23 protein-coding genes are annotated in these 21,628 nt (G+C 72.3%); 14 read left to right on the forward strand and 9 right to left on the reverse strand.

Annotated elements, in window-relative coordinates; translation table 11 throughout:
• The first annotated feature begins 219 nt into the window (after positions 1 to 219).
• On the forward strand, positions 220 to 1,383 hold the full coding sequence (locus tag MET2598_RS0114225) for a pyridoxal phosphate-dependent aminotransferase (RefSeq protein WP_018261269.1): 1,164 nt from the start codon (positions 220 to 222) through the stop codon (positions 1,381 to 1,383).
• Between the two features lie 33 nt (positions 1,384 to 1,416).
• On the opposite strand, the gene rpe is transcribed toward MET2598_RS0114225, so the two are convergent.
• From rpe to MET2598_RS0114270, 9 genes are all read right to left on the reverse strand, one after another.
• The gene (gene rpe / locus MET2598_RS0114230) at positions 1,417 to 2,100 is read right to left on the reverse strand and encodes a ribulose-phosphate 3-epimerase (protein ID WP_018261270.1); all 684 of its coding nucleotides are present in this window, start codon (positions 2,098 to 2,100) and stop codon (positions 1,417 to 1,419) included.
• A gap of 99 nt (positions 2,101 to 2,199) precedes the next feature.
• A complete protein-coding gene (gene infA / locus MET2598_RS0114235) occupies positions 2,200 to 2,478 on the reverse strand; it encodes a translation initiation factor IF-1 (protein WP_012335131.1) in 279 nt (92 codons plus the stop codon).
• A gap of 256 nt (positions 2,479 to 2,734) precedes the next feature.
• Positions 2,735 to 3,862: a branched-chain amino acid ABC transporter substrate-binding protein gene (locus MET2598_RS0114240; RefSeq protein ID WP_026190718.1), complete on the reverse strand. Its 1,128-nt coding sequence runs from the start codon at positions 3,860 to 3,862 to the stop codon at positions 2,735 to 2,737.
• Positions 3,863 to 3,989: 127 nt separating this feature from the next.
• The gene (locus MET2598_RS0114245) at positions 3,990 to 4,349 is read right to left on the reverse strand and encodes a DUF6867 family protein (RefSeq protein ID WP_012335133.1); all 360 of its coding nucleotides are present in this window, start codon (positions 4,347 to 4,349) and stop codon (positions 3,990 to 3,992) included.
• Positions 4,349 to 5,125 (reverse strand): ABC transporter ATP-binding protein, encoded by a 777-nt coding sequence (locus MET2598_RS0114250; protein WP_012335134.1) that lies wholly within the window; start codon positions 5,123 to 5,125, stop codon positions 4,349 to 4,351. Before MET2598_RS0114250 ends, MET2598_RS0114245 begins: the two co-directional genes overlap by 1 nt.
• The gene (locus MET2598_RS0114255; protein WP_018261272.1) at positions 5,122 to 5,823 is read right to left on the reverse strand and encodes a LysE family translocator; all 702 of its coding nucleotides are present in this window, start codon (positions 5,821 to 5,823) and stop codon (positions 5,122 to 5,124) included. Before MET2598_RS0114255 ends, MET2598_RS0114250 begins: the two co-directional genes overlap by 4 nt.
• The gene (locus tag MET2598_RS0114260) at positions 5,820 to 6,677 is read right to left on the reverse strand and encodes an ABC transporter ATP-binding protein (RefSeq protein ID WP_012335136.1); all 858 of its coding nucleotides are present in this window, start codon (positions 6,675 to 6,677) and stop codon (positions 5,820 to 5,822) included. Before MET2598_RS0114260 ends, MET2598_RS0114255 begins: the two co-directional genes overlap by 4 nt.
• Positions 6,677 to 8,104 (reverse strand): high-affinity branched-chain amino acid ABC transporter permease LivM, encoded by a 1,428-nt coding sequence (gene livM / locus MET2598_RS0114265; RefSeq protein ID WP_018261273.1) that lies wholly within the window; start codon positions 8,102 to 8,104, stop codon positions 6,677 to 6,679. Before livM ends, MET2598_RS0114260 begins: the two co-directional genes overlap by 1 nt.
• Entirely contained in the window at positions 8,104 to 9,024 is a 921-nt protein-coding gene (locus MET2598_RS0114270) for a branched-chain amino acid ABC transporter permease (RefSeq protein ID WP_018261274.1), read from the reverse strand. Before MET2598_RS0114270 ends, livM begins: the two co-directional genes overlap by 1 nt.
• A gap of 301 nt (positions 9,025 to 9,325) precedes the next feature.
• Between MET2598_RS0114270 and MET2598_RS0114275 the strand changes: the two genes are divergently transcribed.
• From MET2598_RS0114275 to MET2598_RS0114340, 13 genes are all read left to right on the forward strand, one after another.
• Positions 9,326 to 9,790: a CoxG family protein gene (locus tag MET2598_RS0114275; RefSeq protein ID WP_012335139.1), complete on the forward strand. Its 465-nt coding sequence runs from the start codon at positions 9,326 to 9,328 to the stop codon at positions 9,788 to 9,790.
• Positions 9,791 to 10,066: 276 nt separating this feature from the next.
• Entirely contained in the window at positions 10,067 to 10,948 is an 882-nt protein-coding gene (locus tag MET2598_RS0114280; protein WP_018261275.1) for a DUF707 domain-containing protein, read from the forward strand.
• Between the two features lie 175 nt (positions 10,949 to 11,123).
• The gene (gene glf, locus MET2598_RS0114285; protein WP_018261276.1) at positions 11,124 to 12,233 is read left to right on the forward strand and encodes a UDP-galactopyranose mutase; all 1,110 of its coding nucleotides are present in this window, start codon (positions 11,124 to 11,126) and stop codon (positions 12,231 to 12,233) included.
• 227 nt (positions 12,234 to 12,460) lie between these two features.
• The gene (locus MET2598_RS0114290) at positions 12,461 to 12,961 is read left to right on the forward strand and encodes a (2Fe-2S)-binding protein (RefSeq protein ID WP_018261277.1); all 501 of its coding nucleotides are present in this window, start codon (positions 12,461 to 12,463) and stop codon (positions 12,959 to 12,961) included.
• Positions 12,962 to 13,037: 76 nt separating this feature from the next.
• On the forward strand, positions 13,038 to 15,407 hold the full coding sequence (locus tag MET2598_RS0114295; RefSeq protein WP_018261278.1) for a xanthine dehydrogenase family protein molybdopterin-binding subunit: 2,370 nt from the start codon (positions 13,038 to 13,040) through the stop codon (positions 15,405 to 15,407).
• A gap of 16 nt (positions 15,408 to 15,423) precedes the next feature.
• Positions 15,424 to 16,227, forward strand: a complete 804-nt coding sequence (locus MET2598_RS0114300; RefSeq protein ID WP_018261279.1) for an FAD binding domain-containing protein — start codon at positions 15,424 to 15,426, stop codon at positions 16,225 to 16,227.
• A gap of 188 nt (positions 16,228 to 16,415) precedes the next feature.
• Positions 16,416 to 16,745: a HigA family addiction module antitoxin gene (locus MET2598_RS0114310; RefSeq protein ID WP_012335145.1), complete on the forward strand. Its 330-nt coding sequence runs from the start codon at positions 16,416 to 16,418 to the stop codon at positions 16,743 to 16,745.
• Positions 16,742 to 17,644 carry an AAA family ATPase gene (locus MET2598_RS0114315; RefSeq protein WP_012335146.1) on the forward strand — a complete coding sequence of 301 codons (903 nt, stop codon included), beginning with the start codon at positions 16,742 to 16,744 and terminating at the stop codon, positions 17,642 to 17,644. The genes MET2598_RS0114310 and MET2598_RS0114315 overlap by 4 nt, the downstream gene beginning before the upstream one ends.
• Positions 17,641 to 18,825: a vWA domain-containing protein gene (locus MET2598_RS0114320; protein WP_012335147.1), complete on the forward strand. Its 1,185-nt coding sequence runs from the start codon at positions 17,641 to 17,643 to the stop codon at positions 18,823 to 18,825. The genes MET2598_RS0114315 and MET2598_RS0114320 overlap by 4 nt, the downstream gene beginning before the upstream one ends.
• A gap of 49 nt (positions 18,826 to 18,874) precedes the next feature.
• Complete coding sequence (locus tag MET2598_RS0114325) at positions 18,875 to 19,198, forward strand: XdhC family protein (RefSeq protein WP_012335148.1); 324 nt, start codon at positions 18,875 to 18,877, stop codon at positions 19,196 to 19,198.
• Positions 19,199 to 19,234: 36 nt separating this feature from the next.
• Complete coding sequence (locus tag MET2598_RS0114330; RefSeq protein WP_012335149.1) at positions 19,235 to 19,921, forward strand: XdhC family protein; 687 nt, start codon at positions 19,235 to 19,237, stop codon at positions 19,919 to 19,921.
• Positions 19,922 to 19,930: 9 nt separating this feature from the next.
• On the forward strand, positions 19,931 to 20,959 hold the full coding sequence (locus tag MET2598_RS0114335) for a molybdopterin-binding protein (RefSeq protein ID WP_012335150.1): 1,029 nt from the start codon (positions 19,931 to 19,933) through the stop codon (positions 20,957 to 20,959).
• A complete protein-coding gene (locus MET2598_RS0114340; RefSeq protein ID WP_018261281.1) occupies positions 20,956 to 21,561 on the forward strand; it encodes a nucleotidyltransferase family protein in 606 nt (201 codons plus the stop codon). The genes MET2598_RS0114335 and MET2598_RS0114340 overlap by 4 nt, the downstream gene beginning before the upstream one ends.
• Positions 21,562 to 21,628: the final 67 nt, after the last annotated feature.

Below are 21,628 nucleotides of genomic sequence, written 5' to 3' on the forward strand. Positions count from 1 at the left end.
TCGTCCTTGGGCGCCCAGCGTCCTGCGTCGGACGGCTCCGTCGCGGACTCGCTCTACTGGCGTGGTTAGGCGGTTTCGCGGCGTGCGGCAAATCACGGTCGCGTCGCCGGGCCGGCGGGCGGAGTTGCGCGGCCGCGCGCCAACGCCCTATCTGCCCGGATCGCCTCCCCGGCGCGCCCCCGGCGGCCGGTGCGGGGCGCCCCACCACCCGGACCGCCCATGCCCAGCGATTCCCTCCTCTCCCGCCGCGCCGCGCGGGTCGCCCCGTTCCTGGCCATGGACGTGCTCGCCGCCGCCGCCGTGAAGGAGCGGCGCGGCGAGGCGGTGGTGCACATGGAGGTCGGCCAGCCCTCCGCGCCCGCGCCGCGTCCCGCGATCCTGGCCGCGCAGGCCGCCCTCGCGCAGGGCCGCATCCCCTACACGGAGGCGCTCGGCATCGCCCCCCTGCGCGAGCGCATCGCCCGCCACTACGCGGAGACCTACGGGGTGTCGGTGCCGCCCGAGCGGGTCGTGGTGACCACGGGCTCCTCGGCGGGCTTCGTCCTCGCCTTCCTGGCCCTGTTCGACGCGGGCGGGCGCGTCGCCATCACGGCGCCGGGCTACCCGGCCTATCGCAGCATCCTGGAGGCCCTCGACCTCGCGCCGGTGGCGCTGCGCCTGCGGGGGGAGGACGGGTTCGTGCCGACGGCCGCCATGGTGCGGGAGGCCCACGCGGCGCAGCCCCTCTCCGGCCTCCTGGTGATGAGCCCGGCCAATCCGTCGGGCACCATGATCGACCCGGTCCACCTCGCCGAACTCGGCCGCACCTGCCGGGCGCTCGGCCTCGCCTTCGTGTCCGACGAGATCTACCACGGCCTCACCTACGGGGTCCCGGCCGCGACCGCGCTCCGGAGCGACCCGGACGCGGTGATCATCAATTCCTTCTCGAAGTATTATTGCATGACCGGCTGGCGGATCGGCTGGATGGTGGTGCCGGACGCCCTGGTGCGGCCGATCGAGCGGCTGGCGCAGAACCTCTACATCTCGGCGCCCTACCTGTCGCAGGTGGCGGCGCTCGCGGCCTTCGACGCCACCGAGGAGCTGGAGGCGGTCAAGGCCGACTACGCCCGGGCGCGGGCGCTCCTCCTCAACGAGCTGCCCGGCCTCGGCCTCGGCGACGCGCATCCGGCGGACGGCGCCTTCTACCTCTACGCGGACGTGGCGCGGCTCACCAACGATGCCGGCGCCTTCTGCCGCCGCATGCTCGACCAAGCGGGCGTCGCCGCCACCCCGGGGCTCGACTTCGATCCCGCCGAGGGCCACCACTACCTGCGCTTCTCCTTCGCGGGCGGGGAGCGGGAGGCGCACGAGGCGGTGCGGCGGCTGCGGGCCTGGCTCGCCTGAGGGGCCCGGAGGCCCTCCCGCCCTGGACCGCCCTCAGACCCAGGCGCCGCGCGCGTCCTCCGCCGCCCGGCGGATGGCCGCGATGTTGGCCGCGTAGGCGTCGCGCCCGCCCCGGAAGGTGGCGGACCCCGCCACCAGGGCGTTGGCGCCCGCCCGCACGACGGCCGGCGCCGTCTCGGCCGTGACCCCGCCGTCGACCTCGATGTCGATCGCCCGCCCGCCCGCCATGGCGCGCACCCGCGCCACGGTCTCGCAGACCGAGCCGATGAAGCTCTGGCCGCCGAAGCCCGGATTGACGGTCATGCACAGGACGAGGTCGGCCAAGTCGAGGAGCGGCTCGACCAGGCTCGCCGGCGAGCCGGGGTTGATCGCCACGCCCGCCCGCTTGCCGAGCGCGCGGATCGTCTGGAGGGAGCGGTGAATGTGCGGCCCCGCCTCGGCATGGACCGTGATCGTGTCGGCGCCGGCCCCTGCGAAGGCTTCGAGGTAGGGATCGGCCGGGGCGATCATCAGGTGGACGTCGAAGGGCGCCCGCGTGTGCGGGCGCAGGGCCCGGACCACGTCCGGGCCGATCGTGATGTTGGGCACGAAGTGGCCGTCCATCACGTCGACGTGGATCCAGTCGGCCCCGGCCGCGACGACGTCGCGGATCTCCTCGCCGAGCCGGGCGAAATCGGCCGAGAGGATCGACGGGGCGATCACGAGGGGGCGGGTCATGGCGGAACCTCCGGCAGGGCCTCCCGAACGCCGAAAGGCCAGGGTCTCGGACAACCCCGGCTCGGCCGATCGCGGTGGAGGGGAACGGGCGTCGGCGCCTCAGCGCCGGCGGAACTGGCTGCCGCCGCGGAAGGGCGGGCGCGGGCCGGAGGAGCGCTCGTCCTTGTGGCGGAACACGAGGCGGCCCTTCTCCAGGTCGTAGGGCGACATCTCGACGGTGACGCGGTCGCCGGCCAGAGTCTTGATGCGGTTCTTCTTCATCTTGCCGGCCGTGTAGGCCACGATCTCGTGACCCTGGTCGAGCTGCACGCGGTAGCGCGCGTCCGGCAGGATCTCCAGCACGAGACCCTCGAACTGCATCAACTCTTCCTTCGCCATCCACACTCTCCGCCCGGCAGCCGTCGCGGGCGGCGTCCCGGGATGCGTATCGATCCAATCCAGCGCGAGCGGTCGAGGCTTAAGGAGCACGGCGGGAGGGCCCGGGGGCTTTGAGTCCGTCGAACGCGAGAGTGCATGTAAGGTCGGCCGGAGGACGGCGCAAGCCGCACCGGTGGCGAAGTCCACCGATCGTGAGAAAATGGAGCCCGGCGCCGCGGGGCGCCGGGCTCGCTGGCCGGGCCGGAGCCGCCCCTGCTTACTGGGTCAGCTCGTTGCCGGTGTAGTCGATCCGGCCGTCGGCGGCCTTCTTCCAGACGTACATGACGTAGTCGGGACGGGTGATGTCGCCCTTCTTGTCGTAGGCGATGTCGCCGATCACGGTCTTGAACGGCTTGCCGGAATGCATGATCTCGGCGACCTTCTTGCCGTCGGTCGACTTCGCCTCCTCCATGGCGGCCTTCAGGATCTGGAAGGCGGCGTAGGAGTAGAGGGTGTAGGCCTCCGGATCGATGTTCTTGGCCTTGAAGGCCGCGACCACGTCCTTGGCGTTGGGGTTCTTGCGCGCGTCGGGCGAGAAGGTCATCAGGGTGCCGTCCGCGCCGGGCCCGGCGATCTGGGCGAATTCCTTGTCGGTGATGCCGTCACCGCTCATCAGCGGGACGTTGAGGCCTTGGTCGTGCATCTGGCGCACGATCAGGCCGGCCTCGGGATGCAGGCCGCCGAAATAGACCACGTCGGTCTTGGCCTGCTTCAACTTCGACACCAGGGCCGAGTAGTCCTTCTCGCCCGGGTTGATGCCCTCGAACAGCACGTCCTTGCCGCCCTTGGCCTTGAGGGCCTTGAGGGTCTCGTCGGCGAGCCCGCGGCCGTAGGGCGTCTTGTCGTGCACGAAGGCGACGTTCTTGCCCTTGAAGTGGCTGGCCAGGTAGGCGCCCGCCACCGCGCCCTGCTGGTCGTCGCGGCCGCAGGTCCGGAACGTGTTCCAGAGCTTGCGATCGGTGAATTTCGGGTTGGTCGAGGCCGGGGTGATCTGGACGATGCCGGATTCCGCGTAGACCTCCGAGGCCGGGATCGAGACGCCGGAGTTGAAGTGGCCCACGACCGCCTTCACGCCCTCGGCGGCGAACTTGTTGGCGACCGAGACGCCCTGCTTGGGATCGGAGGCGTCGTCGCCGTCGACCAGCACGATCTTCTGGCCCAGGATGCCGCCCGCCTTGTTGATGTCCTCCACGGCCTGGACGGCGCCGTTCTTGAGCTGGGCCCCGAAGGCCGCGTTGGCGCCCGTGATGGGACCCGCGACCGCGATCTTGATCTGCGCCTGGGCCGAGCCCGCGAAGGCGAGACCGGCGGCCACAACGAGGCCGGGCAACAGCATGCGTTTCATCGTGGACTCCTCTGGATCGGACCTGTCCGCGTCTTGGGCCGTCTCGGCTTGGGCCGTTTCGGCTTGGGCCGTCTCGGCCGGTGAACCGGGGGCGATCCCCGGACCTCGTGCGCGCGGGCGGGGTGGCTCATGCCCCCGCGCCCGGCTTCTCGCGCCAGCTCAGGGGGCCGGTGCGCTCGTAGAGCCAGCGATACTGGGTCGTCATCTGCCGGGCGCGGGTGGCGCGGTAGCCGGCCGAGCCGACGACCAGCAGCACGAGCGTGTCCACCGCGTAGTAGTGCGGCGACAGGAGCGTGCCCTCGAACAGGGCGAAGTGGATGAAGCGCACCGCGGCGCCGAGGAGCAGGAGCCCCAGCACGGCCTGCCAGTAGGGCCGCCAGCCGAGGGCGATGCCCCGCGCCAGCATCCAGGCGGCCCAGCCGCCCATCAGCACCGTGACGAGCAGGAAGAGCCAGACCGTGCTCTCCTCGTAGAGGATGCCCTGCATCAGTGCCGGCCCCCCTCGAGATAGGCCGCCTTCACGGAAGGATCGTTCAGGAGGTCCTGGCCGGTGCCGCTCATCGTGATGGTCCCGGTCACCATGACGTAGCCGCGATGGGCGAGCTTCAGCGCGTGGTAGGCATTCTGCTCGACCAGGAACACGGTCATGCCGTCGCGCTCGTTGAGATCCTTGATGACCGAGAAGATCTGCTTGACGATGAGCGGGGCCAGCCCGAGCGAGGGCTCGTCGAGCAGCAGCAGCCGCGGCCGGCTCATCAGCGCGCGGGCGATGGCGAGCATCTGCTGCTCGCCCCCCGACATGGTGCCGCCGCGCTGGTGCAGGCGCTCCTTCAGGCGCGGGAAGAGGGCGCAGACCCGCTCCAGGTCCTGCGCGAAATGGGCGCCGCCATTCACCGCCGCGCCCATCTGCAGGTTCTCGTAGACGGTCATGCGCGGGAAGATGCGCCGGCCCTCGGGCGATTGCGCGAGGTTGAGGCGGGCGATCTCGTGGGTCGGCATCCGCGTGATGTCCTGGCCCGCATAGGTGATCGTGCCCTCGCGCGCCCGCGGATTGCCGAAGATCGTCATCATCAGGGTGGACTTGCCGGCCCCGTTCGCCCCGATCAGCGTGACGATCTCGCCCTCGGCGACGTCGAGGTCGACGCCCTTGAGCGCGATGATGTTGCCGTAATAGGTCTTCACGCCCCGCACGCTGAGCAGGGTCGGGCGGGCGCCGGCCACCCGGGCGCGCAGGTCGTGCTTGCGCAGGGGCTCGGCGGTCATGGCGTCGCCCTCGCGGCGGCGAGCCCCGCACCGATGAGCAGGCCGCCGCCGACCCGGTGGAACAGGCGCACCCGCGCGGGGGCGGCGAAGAGCCCGCGCGCCCGCGCCGCCAGCAGGGCGTAGCCGAGCGCGTTGAGGAAGGCGAGGACGACGAAGATCGTCTCGAAGGCCGCCATCTGGGTCAAGAGGTCCCCTCGCGGATCGAGGAACTGGGGCAGGAAGGCGATGAAGAAGGTCAAGCTCTTCGGGTTGAGCGCGGTCACCAGCCAGGCATGGGCCGCCATCTTGGCGGGCGGCACCGCCGCCCGCCCCGGCGACACCGCCGCCCGCCCCGGCGACACCGCCGCCCGCCCCGGCGACACCGCCGCCCGCACCGGCGGCACCGCCGCCCGCCCCGGCGGCGCGTCGAGGCGCCCGCCGGCCCGCCACAGCCGCACCCCGAGCCAGATCAGGTAGGCGGCCCCGAGCCACTTCAGCGCCGTGAACAGGGTCGCGGAGGCGGCCAGCAGGGCGCCGAGGCCCAGCATCGACAGGGTCATGGCGGTGAGGTCGCCGAGGGCGACCCCGGTCGCGGCCGGCAGGGCCACCCGCATCCCCCCGCCGAGCGCGTAGGAGACGACGAGCAGGATGGTCGGGCCGGGAATCGCCAGCAGGATCGCAGAGGCCGCCGCGAAGCCCGCCAGGGTGTCGAGCGTCATACGCCCACCTCCGCCTCGACCGCCTCGACCTCCTCGTCCTCGACGCCCAGATAGGCGGCGATGACGCTCTGGTCGCTCTGCACCTCGGCCGGGGTGCCGTCCGCGATCTTGGTGCCGTAATCGAGCACCACGACGTGGTCGGAGATCTCCATCACCACCGACATGTCGTGCTCGATCAGGAGCACCGAGGTGTCGTACTCGTCCCGGATCGCCCGCAGGAGGCCGTTGAGCTCGAGCGACTCGCGCGGGTTGAGCCCGGCGGCGGGCTCGTCGAGGCAGAGCAGGACCGGGTCCGTGCACATCGCCCGGGCGATCTCCAGCCGGCGCTGGTCGCCGTAGGGGAGGTCGCCCGCCGGGTCGTCCGCCCGGTGCAGGAGGTTGATGCGGGTCAGCCACTCCACCGCCCGCGCCACCGCCGCCGCCTGGGCCGCGCGGTAGACCGGCAGCCCGAGCAGGCCCGCGATCGAGAAGCCCGAGGCCCGCATCAGCCGGTTGTGCTGGGCGACGAGCAGGTTCTCCAGCACCGTCATGCCGGTGAACAGGCGGATGTTCTGGAAGGTGCGGGCGACCCGCGCCCGGCGGTTGACCGCGTAGCCGGGCAGGCGCTCCAGCAGGTCCTTCGACCCGTCCCGGTGGCGCAGGGTGATCATGCCCTCGGTCGGCTTGTAGAAGCCGGTGATGCAGTTGAACACGGTGGTCTTGCCGGCGCCGTTCGGGCCGATCAGGCCGGTGATGTCGCCGCGCCCGACCACGAAGGAGAGGTCGTTGACGGCGACGAGGCCGCCGAAGCGCATGGTCAGGTGCTCGACCGTGAGCACCGGGTCGGCGAGGCGGGGGGAGGCGAGGGCGGACATCAGCCGTGCCCCTCCTTCACGAGGGAGCCCGCGATGGCCTTTCGCTCCTTCAGGACCACGGAGGGCGCCCGCTCCGAGATCAGGCCGCGCGGCCGCCAGATCATCATCAGCACCATGGCGAGGCCGAACAGCAGCAGGCGGTACTCGCTCGGGTCGAAGCCCTCGCCGAACACGGCCTTGAGGAAGCCGAGGTTGCGCAGCAATTCGGGCCCCGCCACCATCGCCACGGCCGCGATGGCCACGCCGATCTGCGAGCCCATCCCGCCCAGCACCACGATGGCGAGGATGATGGCGCTCTCCAGGAAGTTGAAGCTCTCGGGGCTCACGAAGCCCTGCCGCACCGCGAAGAACGAGCCCGCGAAGCCGCCGAACATCGCCCCGAGCGCGAAGGCGGTGAGCTTGGTGTTGGTGGTGTTGATGCCCAGCGAGCGGCAGGCGATCTCGTCCTCCCGCAGGGCCTCCCAGGCCCGGCCGAGGGGCAGGCGGCGCATGCGCAGCGTCACCCCGTTGGTGAGGAGCGCGAGCGCCAGGATCAGGTAGTAGAGGAACACCACCCGGTGCATCGGGCTGAAGGCGATCCCGAGCGTCGCGGCGAAGCCGTCCTCGTCCGCCGAGAAGGGCAGGCCGAAGAACGTGACCCGCGGGATCGACGAGATGCCGGCGGCGCCGCCCGAAAAGTCCGTCCAGTTGATCAGGACGAGGCGGATAATTTCCCCGAAGGCGAGGGTCACGATGGCGAGGTAGTCGCCGCGCAGCCGCAGCACCGGGAAGCCGAGCAGCATGCCCCAGCAGGCGGCGAGCAGGCCGGCCAGCGGCAGGCAGATCCAGAAGGAGAGGCCGAAGGTCGTCGAGAGCAGGGCGTAGGTGTAGGCGCCCACCGCGTAGAAGGCGACGTAGCCGAGGTCGAGCAGCCCCGCGAGCCCCACCACGATGTTGAGCCCCCAGCCCAGCATCACGTAGGTGAGCACCAGGATGGCGAGGTCGATCCAGTAGCGCGATTCGTTGAGCCCGCCGGTGCCGAGCACCGCCAGGAGCGGCAGCGCCAGGGCGACGCCCAGGAAGGCCGGCAGGGCGAGGCCCCTGATCCTCTGGGCGGCGTTCGGGGCCGCGCCGACCGCCTCGGTCGCCTGCCGGGGCGAGGGCGTGAGCGCCCGGCGGGCCTCGCGGTTGGCGAGCACGACCCGCTGGGCGATGCGCCCGACGAAGACGAGGCCGCACAGGAGCGCCACCAGGCCCCAGCGGGGCGTCAGGTAGAGGCCGCCGGTCTCGCCGCCGAGCGCGGTGCGGTAGCTGACCACCGGCACGCAGAGGCCGAGGGTCACGAGGGCGAACAGGGCCGCGTCCTTGACGATGCCGGCCACGTCGAGGCCGGGGCGGGCGGCGCCGGAGCCGGCCGCCAGGGCGGGAGCGGGGGCGGGGGCGCTCATCAGACCTTCTCGACCTCGGGCCGGCCGAGGATGCCGGAGGGCATGAAGATGAGCACGATGGCGAGGATCGAGAAAGCCGCCACGTCCTTGTACTCGATGGAGAAGTAGGCCGACCAGAAGGTCTCGATGAGCCCGATGATCAGCCCGCCCAGAACCGCCCCCGGCAGGCTGCCGATGCCGCCGAGCACCGCGGCCGTGAAGGCCTTCACGCCGGGCACGAACCCGTCCGAGAAGGACAGGACCCCGTAATAGAGCAGGTACATGGTCCCGGCGACCGCCGCGAGCGCCGCCCCGAGCACGAAGGTGAGCGAGATGGTGCGGTCGACGTCGATGCCGAGGAGCGAGGCCATCTTGCGGTCCTGCTCGCAGGCGCGCTGGGCGCGCCCGAGGGACGTGTGCTGCACGAGGTACCAGAAGCCGGCGAGCAGGATCGCGGTCACCGCCATGATCAGGATCTGCTTGTAGGAGAGGGCGACCGCGTAGCCGTTCTCGCCCGTCCACAGCACGATCACGTCGCGCAGCATCGGGGGGGTCGGCTTGTTGCGCGCACCCTGCACCACCTGCACGAAGTTCGACAGGAAGATCGAGACGCCGATGGCCGAGATCAGGGGGGCGAGGCGGAAGGAACCGCGCAGGGGCCGGTAGGCGATCCGCTCGATCGCCCAGCCCCACAGGGCGGTGAGCGCCATCGCGACGATCATCACCAGGATGAGGGCCACCACCACCGACCCGATGCCGAGCACCGTGGTCAGGAGCAGGAAGGCGATCAGCGCGATGAAGGCCGAGAGCATGAATACGTCGCCGTGCGCGAAGTTGATCATGCCGATGATGCCGAAGACCATCGTGTAGCCGATGGCGATGAGGCCGTAGATGGACCCCAGCGTCAGCCCGTTGATGAGCTGCTGCGCGAACACCTCCATGCGGATGCGATCTCCAACCCGGACCCGCGGACCTTGCGCGTCGCGGCCCTGCCTTCCGAGAGCCCGCCCCCGATGTCCGGGTGACGGGCGGTCCTTGGCAAAATCCTTAGCAAGCGCCGCACCACTCCACAATCGGGCGGAGGCGGGCGCGGGATCGGGAGCCGTCGGGGCACCGGCTCGCGGCGCCGGCTTGCGGTGCTGGCTTGCGGCGCCGGCTCGCGGCGCTGGCTTGCGGTGCTGGCTTGGGCGCGGGGGCTTCGCTATCGTCGGGCGAGAACGGAACCCCGGGGGAACGCGCGCGATGGCGATGACGATGAGCGGCGAGGTGGTGCTGCCCGCCGACCAGCGGACGGTGTGGGAGAAGCTCAACGACCCCGAGGTCCTGCGGCGCTGCATCCCGGGCTGCGAGAGCCTCGAGAAGGTTGGGGAGAACGAGCTGCAGGCCTCCGCCAAGGTCGCGGTCGGCCCCGTCAAGGCGACCTTCAAGGGCCGGGTGACGCTCTCGGACATCGACGCGCCGAACGGATACCGCATCTCCGGCGAGGGCCAGGGCGGGGTGGCGGGCTTCGCCAAGGGCGGCGCCTCGGTGCGCCTCGAAACCGTCGAGGGCGGCCAGACCAAGATGACCTACGACGTCGATGCCAGCGTGGGCGGCAAGATCGCCCAGCTCGGCGGCCGCCTGATCAACGGCGTGGCCAAGAAATACGCGGATGGCTTCTTCGAGACCTTCGCCAAGGAGGTGCAGGGCGGGCAGGCCTCCGGCTGAGGCGAGGCGGTCCCGAACGCGGGGGCGGCCGGCGGGCGGGCCGGAACGAGGCCCGCCGCGGGGCCGGGCGCGCCCCGGGACCGCGGCAACGCGCGAGGGCGGCGGCGCGGCGCGCCCGGGCCGCTCCCCCTTGAAATTCGCCGGCGACACCGGCGGGCCCGGTTTGAGGCGAGGCGCCGCAGGGTGGTCCGATTGCCGAAACCTGCGCCGTCAGCCTATTTCTGACGCAGAGTTAGCGGGCGTCGATCCGGGCATCGCTGCCGATCCGAGAGGGCCATGCCGAGAAATCTGGTGATCGTGAGGGCCGGGGATCGCTCGGCTCATCCGGAATGGCTGCGCGACCCCCATCGCAACTGGGATCTGGCGATCAGCTATTACGGTGCCGATCCCGAGCAGCTCGGACACGAATTCGTCTTCAAACACGTCATGCCGGTATCGAAGTTCACGGCGGTCGCCGCATTACTTTCAGAATACAGGGACACGGTCTATTCATACGAACGCATCGTCTTGGCAGACGACGACATTCAGACCGATACCGCCACACTCAACCGCTTCTTCGAGATTACGGAGGAGTACGGGCTCGAACTCAGCCAACCGGCGCTGCATGAGGACAGCTTCTTCAGCCACGCCGTCACCTTGCGCAACCCGCTCTTCAAACTCAGATTCTCGAACTTCGTCGAGATCATGTTGCCGTGCTTCGCGAGAGATTTCCTCCGCACGGTGGAAGGGTCATTCGGAGAGAACCGCAGCGGCTGGGGACTCGATTTTCTCTGGCCGCGGCTGGTCTCCGCGCGGGACAGGATCGCGATCGTGGACGAGACGCCGGTCCTCCACGACCGGCCGGTCGGCGGTCCGATGCACGGCTACTTCGCCGCGCAGGGCATCGACCCGCTGGCGGACCTGAACGGCGTCCTCGCGAAATACGCCTTCCGGCAGGGGCCGGCCGTCGCCACGGGGGGCATCGGCACCGACGGCGCCGAGTACGGGCTGGACGGGCCGTCGCGCGACGCCTTCATCGCGCGCCTGCTGGCGGGATACGCGCAGGTCCGGCCGAGGCAGGAGGTGAGCTTCGACCAGCTGGTCCGGGACAGCCTGCGACCCGCGCCGGAGCCGGGCCGAGGGGCGGGCGCGGCCGCGCCCGGCGGCTCCCCGGCGTAGCGGGGGCGGACGGATCCGCCGACGCGGCGCGGCCCGGGCCTCCCCGGGCGGCGCGATGCCGGCTCGCCGCCGGCCTCGCGGCAGGAACGAGAACCGGGCGCGGCCCTCGTTCCGCGCGACCGCCCGCCGGCCCGGCCGGGCGATCGGACAGGGGCGGATCGACCGGAGCATGGTCATGGTGGATTGGTTGATCGTCGGAGCCGGCTTCGTCGGGGCGGTGGCGGCGGAGCACCTCGCGCGCGTGCACGGCCAGACGGTCCTCGTGATCGACCGCAGGGATCACGTCGCCGGAAACCCGCACGATGCCCGCAACGAGGACGGGATCCTGCACCACCGCTACGGGCCGCACATCTTCCACACCAACGCGCCGCGGATCGCGGATTACCTCTCGGGCTTCACGGAGTGGCGGGATTACGAGCACCGCGCGGTCGCGCTGATCGAGAACCGGCTCGTCCCCATCCCGTTCAACTTCACCTCGCTCGACATCGTGTTTCCGGCCGGCAAGGCGGCCCGGATCAAACAGAGGATGATCGAGCGGTACGGTTTCGGAGCCAACACGACGATCCTCGCGCTCAGATCCGAGCAGGACGGGCTGCTGAGGGAATGCGCGGACTACGTGTATGAGCACGTCTTCCTCGGCTACACCAGCAAGCAATGGGGGTTGCGGCCGGACGAGATCGACGCGTCGGTCACCAATAGGGTGCCGGTCCGGGTGTCGTACGACGATCGCTACTTCCAGGACAGTTTCCAGAAGATGCCCCGCGCCGGGTACACCAGGATGTTCGAGCGCATGCTCGCGTCGCGCCTGATCGAGGTCAGCCTGGCAACCGAGTGGCGGGACGTCAGAGATCGCGTTCGTTACAAGAATGTTCTCTTCACGGGCGCGATCGACGAATTCTTCGATTATCGCCTCGGCGTCCTACCCTACCGGAGTCTCGAATTCGAGGTGCAGGTCTACGATCAGCCGCTGCACCAGCCGGTCGCGCAGGTCAACTACCCGAACGGCGAGCGCTTCACGCGCATCACGGAGATGAAGCACCTGACCGGGGAGAGCGGCCCGAGAACGATGGTGGCGATCGAGTACCCGATCCCGCATCGCCCCGGCGAGACGGTTCCGTACTACCCGATCCCGCGGGCCGACAACGAGGCGCTGCACAGGGAGTACGTGCTGCTGAACCGCGCCAAGACCGTTCACTTTGCCGGGCGGCTGGCGGATTACAGGTATTACAACATGGACCAGGCGGTCGGGCGGGCGATCTCCCTGGTGAGCAAGCTGCGCGGATGACGCCGCGGACGCGGGCGTCGCGGCCGCGCGCCGATCCGCCCCCCGCCGGCACAAACCGCGCCATTTGGCACCCGAGAGTCCCCCAAAGCCCGCCTTGACCGCCCGCCGCGGCCGGTTGACACTCGTTTTCGAACGATTCCGAAACAAGAGGGTGGCCGGCCCGGGCGCCCGGCGCGAAGGATCCGCCGCAAGGGTCCGGCGGGCAGGCCGACGAGGAGGAAAGCACCATGAGCTCCGTCAGCCTGACGGTGAACGGCAAGGCCGTGACCGCCGAGATCGAGCCGCGCACGCTGCTCGTCCAGTTTGTCCGGGACACGCTGCGCCTCACCGGCACCCATGTGGGCTGCGACACCAGCCAGTGCGGCGCCTGCGTGGTGCATCTCGACGGGCAGGCCGTGAAGGCCTGCACCGTGCTGGCGGTCCAGGCCGACGGCCGGCAGGTCACCACGATCGAGGGGCTGGCCGAGCCCGGCGGCGCCCTCCACCCGATGCAGGCGGCCTTCCGCGAGCATCACGGCCTCCAGTGCGGCTACTGCACGCCCGGGATGATCATGACGGCGGTCGACCTCGTGCGGCGCAAGGGCCACGCCCTCGACGAGGCCACGATCCGGCACGAGCTCGAGGGCAACCTGTGCCGCTGCACGGGCTACCACAACATCGTCAAGGCGATCGCGGCCGGCGCGACCGCGATGGGCGGCGAGCCGCCCCTGCGGCAGGCCGCCGAGTAGCGCGCGGGGTTCACCGGCCCGCCAGAGGCCCGGGGACCCGCGAGGAACGCCATCGACGAGGGACGGGAGAGGGAACATGACCGCGAGCGGCATCGGCGCCCCCGTGCGCCGCAAGGAGGACCAGCGCTTCATCACCGGCAAGGGCCGCTACGTCGACGATCTCAACCGGCCGGGCCAGGCCTACGCCTATTTCCTGCGCTCGCCCCACGCCCACGCGGAGATCCGCGGCATCGACGCCGCCGCGGCCCGGGCGATGCCGGGGGTGATCGGCGTGTTCACCGGCGAGGACCTGGCGGCCGACAAGGTCGGCGGCCTGATCTGCGGCTGGATGATCCACTCCAAGGACGGCAGCCCGATGCGGGCCGGGCCGCACCCGGCCCTGGCCCAGGGCAAGGTGCGCTACGTGGGCGACCACGTCGCCGTGGTGGTGGCCGAGACCCTGGCCGCCGCCCGCGACGCGGCCGAGGCGATCAGCGTCGACTACGCGGTGCTGCCCGCGGTGGTCGAGACCGCCCGGGCGCGGGGCGCGGAGGTCGCCGTGCACGACGTCGCCCCCGACAACGTGGTGTTCAGCTGGCACCTCGGCAGCCGGGAGAGCGTCGAGGCCGCCTTCGCCCGGGCCAGGCACGTCACCAGCCTCGACATCGTCAACAACCGCCTGGTGCCCAACCCGATCGAGCCGCGCGCCGCGATCGGCGAGTACGACGAGGCCGAGGAGGCCTTCACCCTCTACACGACGAGCCAGAACCCCCACGTCGCCCGGCTCGTCCTCTCGGCCTTCATCGGCATCGCGCCCGAGAACAAGCTGCGGGTGGTAGCGCCCGACGTCGGCGGCGGCTTCGGCTCCAAGATCTTCATCTACGCCGAGGAGACGGTCTGCGTCTGGGCCGCCAGGAAGGTCGGCCGGCCGGTGAAGTGGACGAGCGACCGCACCGAGGCCTTCCTGGCCGACGCGCATGGGCGCGACCACGTCACCCGGGCGGAGCTCGCCCTCGACGAGAACGGCCGCATCCTCGGCCTGCGGGTCCACACCACGGCCAATCTCGGCGCCTACCTGTCGACCTTCGCCTCCTCGGTCCCGACCTACCTGTACGCGCCGCTCCTGTCGGGCCAGTACAACATCCCGGCGATCTACTGCGAGGTCGACGGCGTCTACACCAACACCGCGCCGGTCGACGCCTACCGGGGAGCCGGCCGGCCGGAGGCGACCTTCGTGATCGAGCGCCTCGTCGAGGTCGCGGCCCGGCAGATCGGGCAGGACCCGGCCCGCTTCCGGCGCCGCAACTACATCAAGAGTTTCCCGCACCAGACGCCGGTCATCATGACCTACGACGTCGGGGATTACGTCGCCTCCCTCGACAAGGCGCTGGAGGCCGCCGACTACCAGCACTTCCCGCGGCGGCGCCGCGAGAGCGCGCGGCGCGGCAAGCTGCGCGGCATCGGCTTCTCCTCCTACATCGAGGCCTGCGGCATCGCGCCCTCGCAGGCGGTGGGGGCGCTGGGGGCGGGCGTCGGCCTGTGGGAATCCGCCGAGGTGCGGGTGAACCCGACCGGCTCGATCGAGGTGCTGACCGGCTCGCACAGCCACGGCCAGGGCCACGAGACCACCTTCGCGCAGCTCGTCAGCGACCGGCTCGGCGTGCCGATCGAGAGCGTCAGCATCGTGCACGGCGACACCGACAAGGTGCAGTTCGGCATGGGCACCTACGGCTCCCGCTCGGGGGCGGTCGGGATGTCGGCCATCGCCAAGGCCCTCGACAAGGTGGTCGCCAAGGGCCGCAAGGTCGCGGCCTTCGCCCTGGAGGCCGCCGAGGGCGACATCGAGTTCAAGGACGGCCGCTTCGCCGTGGCCGGCACCGACCGCTCCCTGAGCTTCGGCGAGGTGGCGCTGCAGGCCTACGTCGCCCACAAGTTCAGCGGCGCCGAGCTGGAGCCCGGCCTCAAGGAGGGCGCCTTCTACGACCCGACCAACTTCACCTTCCCGGCCGGGGTCCACGTCTGCGAGGTCGAGGTCGATCCCGAGACCGGCCAGGTCACGATCGAGCGCTTCACCGCGGTCGACGATTTCGGCAACGTCATCAACCCGATGATCGTCGAGGGCCAGGTCCATGGCGGCATCGCGCAGGGCGTCGGCCAGGCCCTGTTCGAGGGCGCCGTCTACGACGCGGACGGCCAGCTCGTCACCGCGAGCTTCATGGATTACCGCATGCCCCGGGCCGCCGACCTGCCCTCCTTCGCGGTCGGGATGACCGTGACGCCCTGCCCGTCCAACCCGCTCGGCATCAAGGGCTGCGGCGAGGCCGGCGCCATCGCGGCGCCCGCCGCCGTGATCAACGCCCTGACCGACGCCCTCGGGCACGAGAACATCGCGATGCCGGCAACCCCGCTGGCGGTCTGGCGCGCCGCGCAGGCCGCCCGCCAGCCCGAACCCGTCGCCGCCGAGTGAACCGGGAGCCCGCCCCATGTACGCCTTCGAGTATCACCGCCCCGCGAGCCTCAAGGAGGCGGTCTCCCTGCTGACCCGGCAGGAGGACGCCAAGCTCGTGGCCGGCGGCCACACCCTGATCCCGACGATGAAGCAGCGGCTCGCCGCGCCCGGCCACCTGATCGATCTCGGGGCCATCCCCGACCTCGCCGGGATCGAGCGCACGCCCCGCGCGGTCACGATCGGCGCCATGACGACCCACGGCGCCGTCGCGGACTCGCCCGAGCTGCGGGAGGCGATCCCCGCGCTGGCCGAACTCGCCGGCCTGATCGGCGACCCGGCGGTGCGCCACCGCGGCACGATCGGCGGCTCGATCGCCAACAACGATCCCTCGGCCGACTACCCGGCCGCCTGCCTAGCGCTCGGCGCCACGATCATCACCAACACGCGGCGCATCCCGGCCGAGGAGTATTTCCGCGGGCTGTTCGAGACCGCCCTGCAGGAGGGGGAGATCGTCACCGCAATCTCCTTCCCGATCCCCCACAAGGCGGCCTACGAGAAGTTCCGCAACCCGGCCTCCCGCTACGCCCTGGTCGGCGTCTTCGTGGCCAAGCGCCCGAGCGACATCCGCGTCGCCGTCACCGGGGCGGGCGCGAACGGGGTCTTCCGCTGGCGGGAGGCCGAGGAGGCCCTGGCCAAGCGCTTCTCGGCCAAGTCCCTCGACGGGCTCAAGGCCTCGGCGGACGACCTGATCGGCGACCTCCACGCGGATGCCGCGTACCGGGCGCACCTGATCGGCGTCATGGCGCGCCGGGCCGTGCAGGCCGCGACGGGCCGGTGAGGGCGCGCGCCCCGCGGGGCGCGGCCGCGTGAGCCCTGTCCGGCAGGACCGCGCATGGGCGGCGGATCGATCGGTTCGGGGGTGAGTCGCGCCGGCACGCGGTCGGTCTCGGCCTCCGGCACCTGGCGCACCGCGTTCGACATGGGTGAGGGCGAGATCTACAACCTCGACCTGGAGGATGACCATCGATGGCCGAGCCGCCGATCCGGATCGGGATGAAACCCGCGCATCCCGGCGAGTTCATCCGCGCGGAGGTGATCGAGCCGCTCGACCTCTCGGTCGGCAAGGCGGCGGACATCCTCGATGTCCGCCGCGCGACGCTCTCCGACCTGCTCAACGGCAAGGCGAGCCTGTCGCCCGAAATGGCCTTGCGGGTGGAGAAGGCCTTCGGCGTCAGCATGGATACGCTGCTGCACATGCAGGCAGGGTTCGATGCGCATGCGATGCGCGAGCGGGCGGACAGCATCCTCGTGACGCGCTACGTCCCGGTCTCCGACCCGGAGACAGGGACCGCATGACCCCGCCCGCCTCGATCGACGCCACCCTCGACCTCCTCGCCGCGGCCGGCTACGTCGCCGACCGGGCGCTCGCCACGGTGGCCTTCCTGTCGCTGCGCCTGAGGCGCCCGCTCTTCCTCGAGGGCGAGGCGGGCGTGGGCAAGACCGAGATCGCCAAGGTCCTGGCCGCGAGCCTGGGCCGGCCGCTGATCCGGCTGCAATGCTACGAGGGCCTCGACGTCGCCTCGGCGGTCTACGAGTGGAACTATGCCGGGCAGATGATGGCGATCCGCCTCGCGGAGGCGGGCGGCGGGGTCGACCGCGACCGGCTCGAATCCGAACTCTTCTCCGAGCGCTACCTGATCCGGCGACCGCTCCTGCGCGCCCTGGAGCCGGGGGAGGGCGGCGCCCCGGTGCTGCTGATCGACGAACTCGACCGCACCGACGAGGCCTTCGAGGCCTTCCTGCTCGAGATCCTGTCGGATTTCCAGGTCACGATCCCGGAACTCGGCACCGTGCGGGCGCCCGAGCCGCCCATCGTGGTGCTGACCTCGAACCGCACCCGCGAGATCCACGACGCGCTCAAGCGCCGCTGCCTCTATCACTGGGTCGATTACCCGGACGCGGCGCGCGAACTCGCCATCCTGCGCCGGCGCGTGCCCGGCGCCGGGGAGGCGCTCGCCCGCGACGTGGTCGCCTTCGTGCAGGCGATCCGCAAGGAGGACCTGTTCAAGGCGCCCGGCGTCGCCGAGACCCTCGACTGGGCGACCGCCCTCGTCGAGCTCGACGCCGTCGCCCTCGATCCCGCCCTGGTCTCCGACACGCTCGGCGTGCTGCTGAAGTACCAGGACGACATCGCGGCGATGCAGGCCGGGCGGGCCAAGGCGCTCCTCGACGAGGTGCGGTCGGCCGCGCGATGACGGGCCGGCTGCCGGACAACATCGCCCACTTCGCCCGCGCCCTGCGCAGGGCCGGGCTGCCGGTCGGGCCCGGGGACGTCATCGACGCGGTCGAGGCCGTGGTGGCGGCCCGGATCGGCAGCCGCGAGGACCTCTACTGGACGCTCCACGCCGTCCTGGTGCGCAAGCACGAGCATTCGGTGCTGTTCGAGGAGGCGTTCCGCCTGTTCTGGCGGCGGCGCGACCTCATCGAGGCGCTGATCGCCCAGATGGCGCCGGTCGCGCCGGCCCGGGGGCGCGAGCCGCCGAAGGCCGGGGCCCTGCGGGTGCGCGAGGCGCTCGCGCCCGACGCCCCCCGGCCCCGGCCGAAGCAGGACGAGGCGGCCCTGCGCGCCACCCTCACGGTCTCCGAGCGCGAGGTGCTGAAGGCCAAGGACTTCGCCCAGATGTCGACCGAGGAGGTGGCGCAGGCCCGCCGCCTGATCGCCGCCCTGGCGCTGCCCGACGACGCCGCCCGCACCCGGCGCTTCGCCCCGACGGCGCGCGGGCGGATCGACCCGCGGCGCAGCTTCCAGCGCACCCTGCGCGCCCAGGGAAGCATCGACCTCGCGTTCCGGTCGCCGCGGGTGCGGCCGCCGCCGATCGTCGCCCTCGCCGACATCTCGGGATCGATGGCGGAGTACTCGCGCCTCTTCCTCCACTTCCTGCACGCCCTCGGCGAGCGGCGCCGGGTGCACAGCTTCGTCTTCGCGACGCGGCTCACCAACATCACCCGCGAACTCGCCCGGCGCGACCCGGACGAGGCGCTCGTCCGGGCGAGCGCCCGGGCCCGCGACTGGGAGGGGGGCACCCGCATCGCCGCGGCCCTGCACGCCTTCAACCGGCACTGGTCCCGCCGGGTGCTCGGCGGGGGCGCGGTGGTGCTGCTGTTCACGGACGGGCTGGAGCGCGAGGTGACGCCGGAACTGACCTTCGAGATGGACCGGCTGAAGCGCTCCTGCCGCCGCCTCGTCTGGCTGAACCCGCTCCTGCGCTTCGACCGCTTCGAGGCCCGGGCGGCCGGCATCCGGGCGATGCTGCCCCACGTCCACGATTTCCGGCCGATCCACAGCCTCGCGGCGATGGAGGATCTCTGCCGCGCGCTCGGCGCAGGGCCGGTCCGCGCCGACGACCCGCGCGCTTGGTTGCGCCGGGCCGGCTGATGCCTACCTTCTCGGCAGCGCGCCCGCGGCGGGGCGCCGGAGATCCTCGATGCTCTCCACCGACACCGACATCCTCTCGGCCGCGCAGGCCTGGCGCGAGGCCGGGCGCGGCGTGGCGCTCGCCACCGTGATCGAGACCTGGGGCTCGGCGCCCCGCCCGGTCGGCAGCCACCTGGCGATCGACCAGGAGGGCAATTTCCTCGGCTCCGTCTCGGGGGGCTGCGTCGAGGGCGCGGTGATCACCGAGGCGCTGGAGGTGATCGAGGAGGGGCGCCCGCGCGTGCTGGAATTCGGCGTCGCCGACGAGACCGCGTGGCGGGTCGGGCTGTCCTGCGGCGGGCGGATCCGGGTGCTGGTGGAGCGGGTCGCGTGAGGGGGAGCCCGGCGAGGGTCCGGCGCGGGGAACGCCATGCAGCTTGATCTCCTGAAGGCCCTCAACGCCGAGCGCGCCGCGCGCCGCGCCGCGATCCTGGTGACCGCCCTCGACGGCTCCGCGCAGCGCCTCGTGCGCGAGGCCGAGGCCGCCGCCGACCCGCTCGCGGCCGAGCTCCTGCCCCGCTTCCGGACGGGCCGGAGCGGCCTCGCCGAGGCGGAGGGCGGGCCCGTCTTCCTGACCGTGCAGGTGCCGCCGCCGCGGCTGGTGATCGTCGGCGCGGTCCATATCAGCCAGGCGCTGGCGCCGATGGCCCGCCTCGTCGAGCTCGACGTCACGATCATCGACCCGCGCACCGCCTTCGCGACGCCCGAGCGCTTCCCGGACGTGCCCCTCGTGGCGCTGTGGCCGGACGAGGCCCTGGCGGGGCTGCCGCCCCTCGACGCCTACACGGCCGTCGCGGCGCTGACCCACGACCCGAAGATCGACGATCCCGCGCTGGTCGCGGCGCTCGCGGCGGAGTGCTTCTACGTGGGGGCGCTCGGCTCGCGCAAGACCCACGCCCGGCGGGTCGAGCGGCTGCGCGAGGCGGGCCTGTCCGAGGAGCGGATCGGGCGGCTGCGCGCCCCGATCGGCCTCGCCATCGGCGCGGTGAGCCCGGCCGAGATCGCCGTCTCGATCCTCGCCGAGATCGTCGCGGCCCTGCGCCGCGCCGGCCCGTGAGGTGAGCCGATGAGGTTCGGTCCCGTCCCGGTCGCGGATTCCGTCGGGCTGATCTCGGCCCACGCGGTGCGGGCGGGCGGCGCGGTGCTGCGCAAGGGCAGCCGGATCGGCGCCGAGGAGGTCCGCCGCCTCGCCGAGGCCGGCATCGCCGAGGTCGTCGTCGCGGCGCCGGAGCCGGGCGACGTCGGCGAGGACGAGGCCGCCCGGACGATCGCCGCGTCCGTGGCCGGGGAGGGGATCGAGCTCGCCCCTCCCTTCACCGGCCGCGCCAACCTCCACGCCGCCGCGGCGGGCGTGCTCGTGCTCGACGGCGGCGCGATCGCGGCCGTCAACGGGGTCGACGAGGCCGTCACCCTGGCGACCCTCGCCCCGTTCAAGCCCGTCGTCGCCGGCGAGATGGTGGGCACGGTCAAGATCATCCCCTACGCGATCCCGGGCGACGTCCTGCGCCGGGCGCGCGAGGCCGTCCCCCGCCCGGCCGTCGCGGTGGCGCCCTATCGCCTGCGGCGGGTCGCGGTGGTCTCCACCCTGCTGCCGGGCCTCAAGCCCAGCGTCGTCGACAAGACGCTGCGGGTCCTGGGGGAGCGCCTCGCGCCGGCCGGCGCCGCACTCGCCGCCGAGACGCGGGTGCCGCACCGGGCCGAATCCGTCGCGGCCGCCCTGCGCGAGGCGGTGGCGGCGCCGGCCGACCTCGTCGTGGTGTTCGGCGCCTCGGCCATCGCGGACCGGCGGGACGTGATCCCGGCCGGGTTGTCGGCGGCGGGCGGGCGGGTCGAGCATCTCGGCATGCCGGTCGATCCCGGCAACCTCCTGCTGCTCGGGCGCCTCGGGGAGGTCCCGGTGATCGGGGCGCCGGGCTGCGCCCGCTCGCCGAAGGAGAACGGCTTCGACTGGGTGCTGCACCGGCTGCTCGCCGGCATCCCGGTCGGGCGCGCGGACCTCGTCGGCATGGGGGTCGGGGGGCTGCTGATGGAGATCGTCTCCCGGCCGCAGCCGCGGGAGGGCGGCGCCCCGGCGGAGGCGGAGGACGGGGCGTGAGCCCGCCGGTCGGCCTCGTGCTGCTCGCGGCCGGCCGCGGCACCCGCTTCGGCCCGGCGCCCAAGCTGCTGGCGCCGCTCGACGGGGTGCCCCTGGTGCGCCACGCCGCCGAGGCGGCCCTGCGCGCCGGGATCGGGCCGGTCGTCGCGGTGCTCGGCCACGCCGAGGAGGCGGTGCGCGCGGCGCTCGCCGGCCTCGACCTCGTCCTCGTGCGCAATCCCGCCTACGCGCAGGGGCTGTCGACCTCCCTGCGGGCCGGGCTCGCGGCCCTGCCGGAGGCGGCGGAGGGCGCGATGATCCTGCTCGGGGACATGCCGCGCGTGCCCCCGGCGCTGCTGGCCGGCCTCGCGGCGGCCTTCGCGGGGACCGACGCGGCCGTGGTGCCGGTCTGCGCCGGGCGGCGCGGCAACCCGGTGCTCCTCAACCGCCGCCGGCTCGCGGCGGAGCTCGCGGCGCTCACCGGGGACCGGGGCGCGGGGCCGCTCCTCGCCGGGCGGAGGGACGTGCGGGAATGGCCGGTCGAGGAGGCCGGGATCCTCCTCGACGTCGACACGCCCGAGACCCTCGCCGGCCTCGCGCGATCCCCGAACGCTCCGCTCTGAGATGAATCATCCGCTGTCCGGACGATCACGTCCGAAAAGCGGATCCCGGATCACACGCCCGCGCGGC

Source organism: Methylobacterium sp. WSM2598 (assembly GCF_000379105.1).
Lineage (GTDB): Bacteria > Pseudomonadota > Alphaproteobacteria > Rhizobiales > Beijerinckiaceae > Methylobacterium.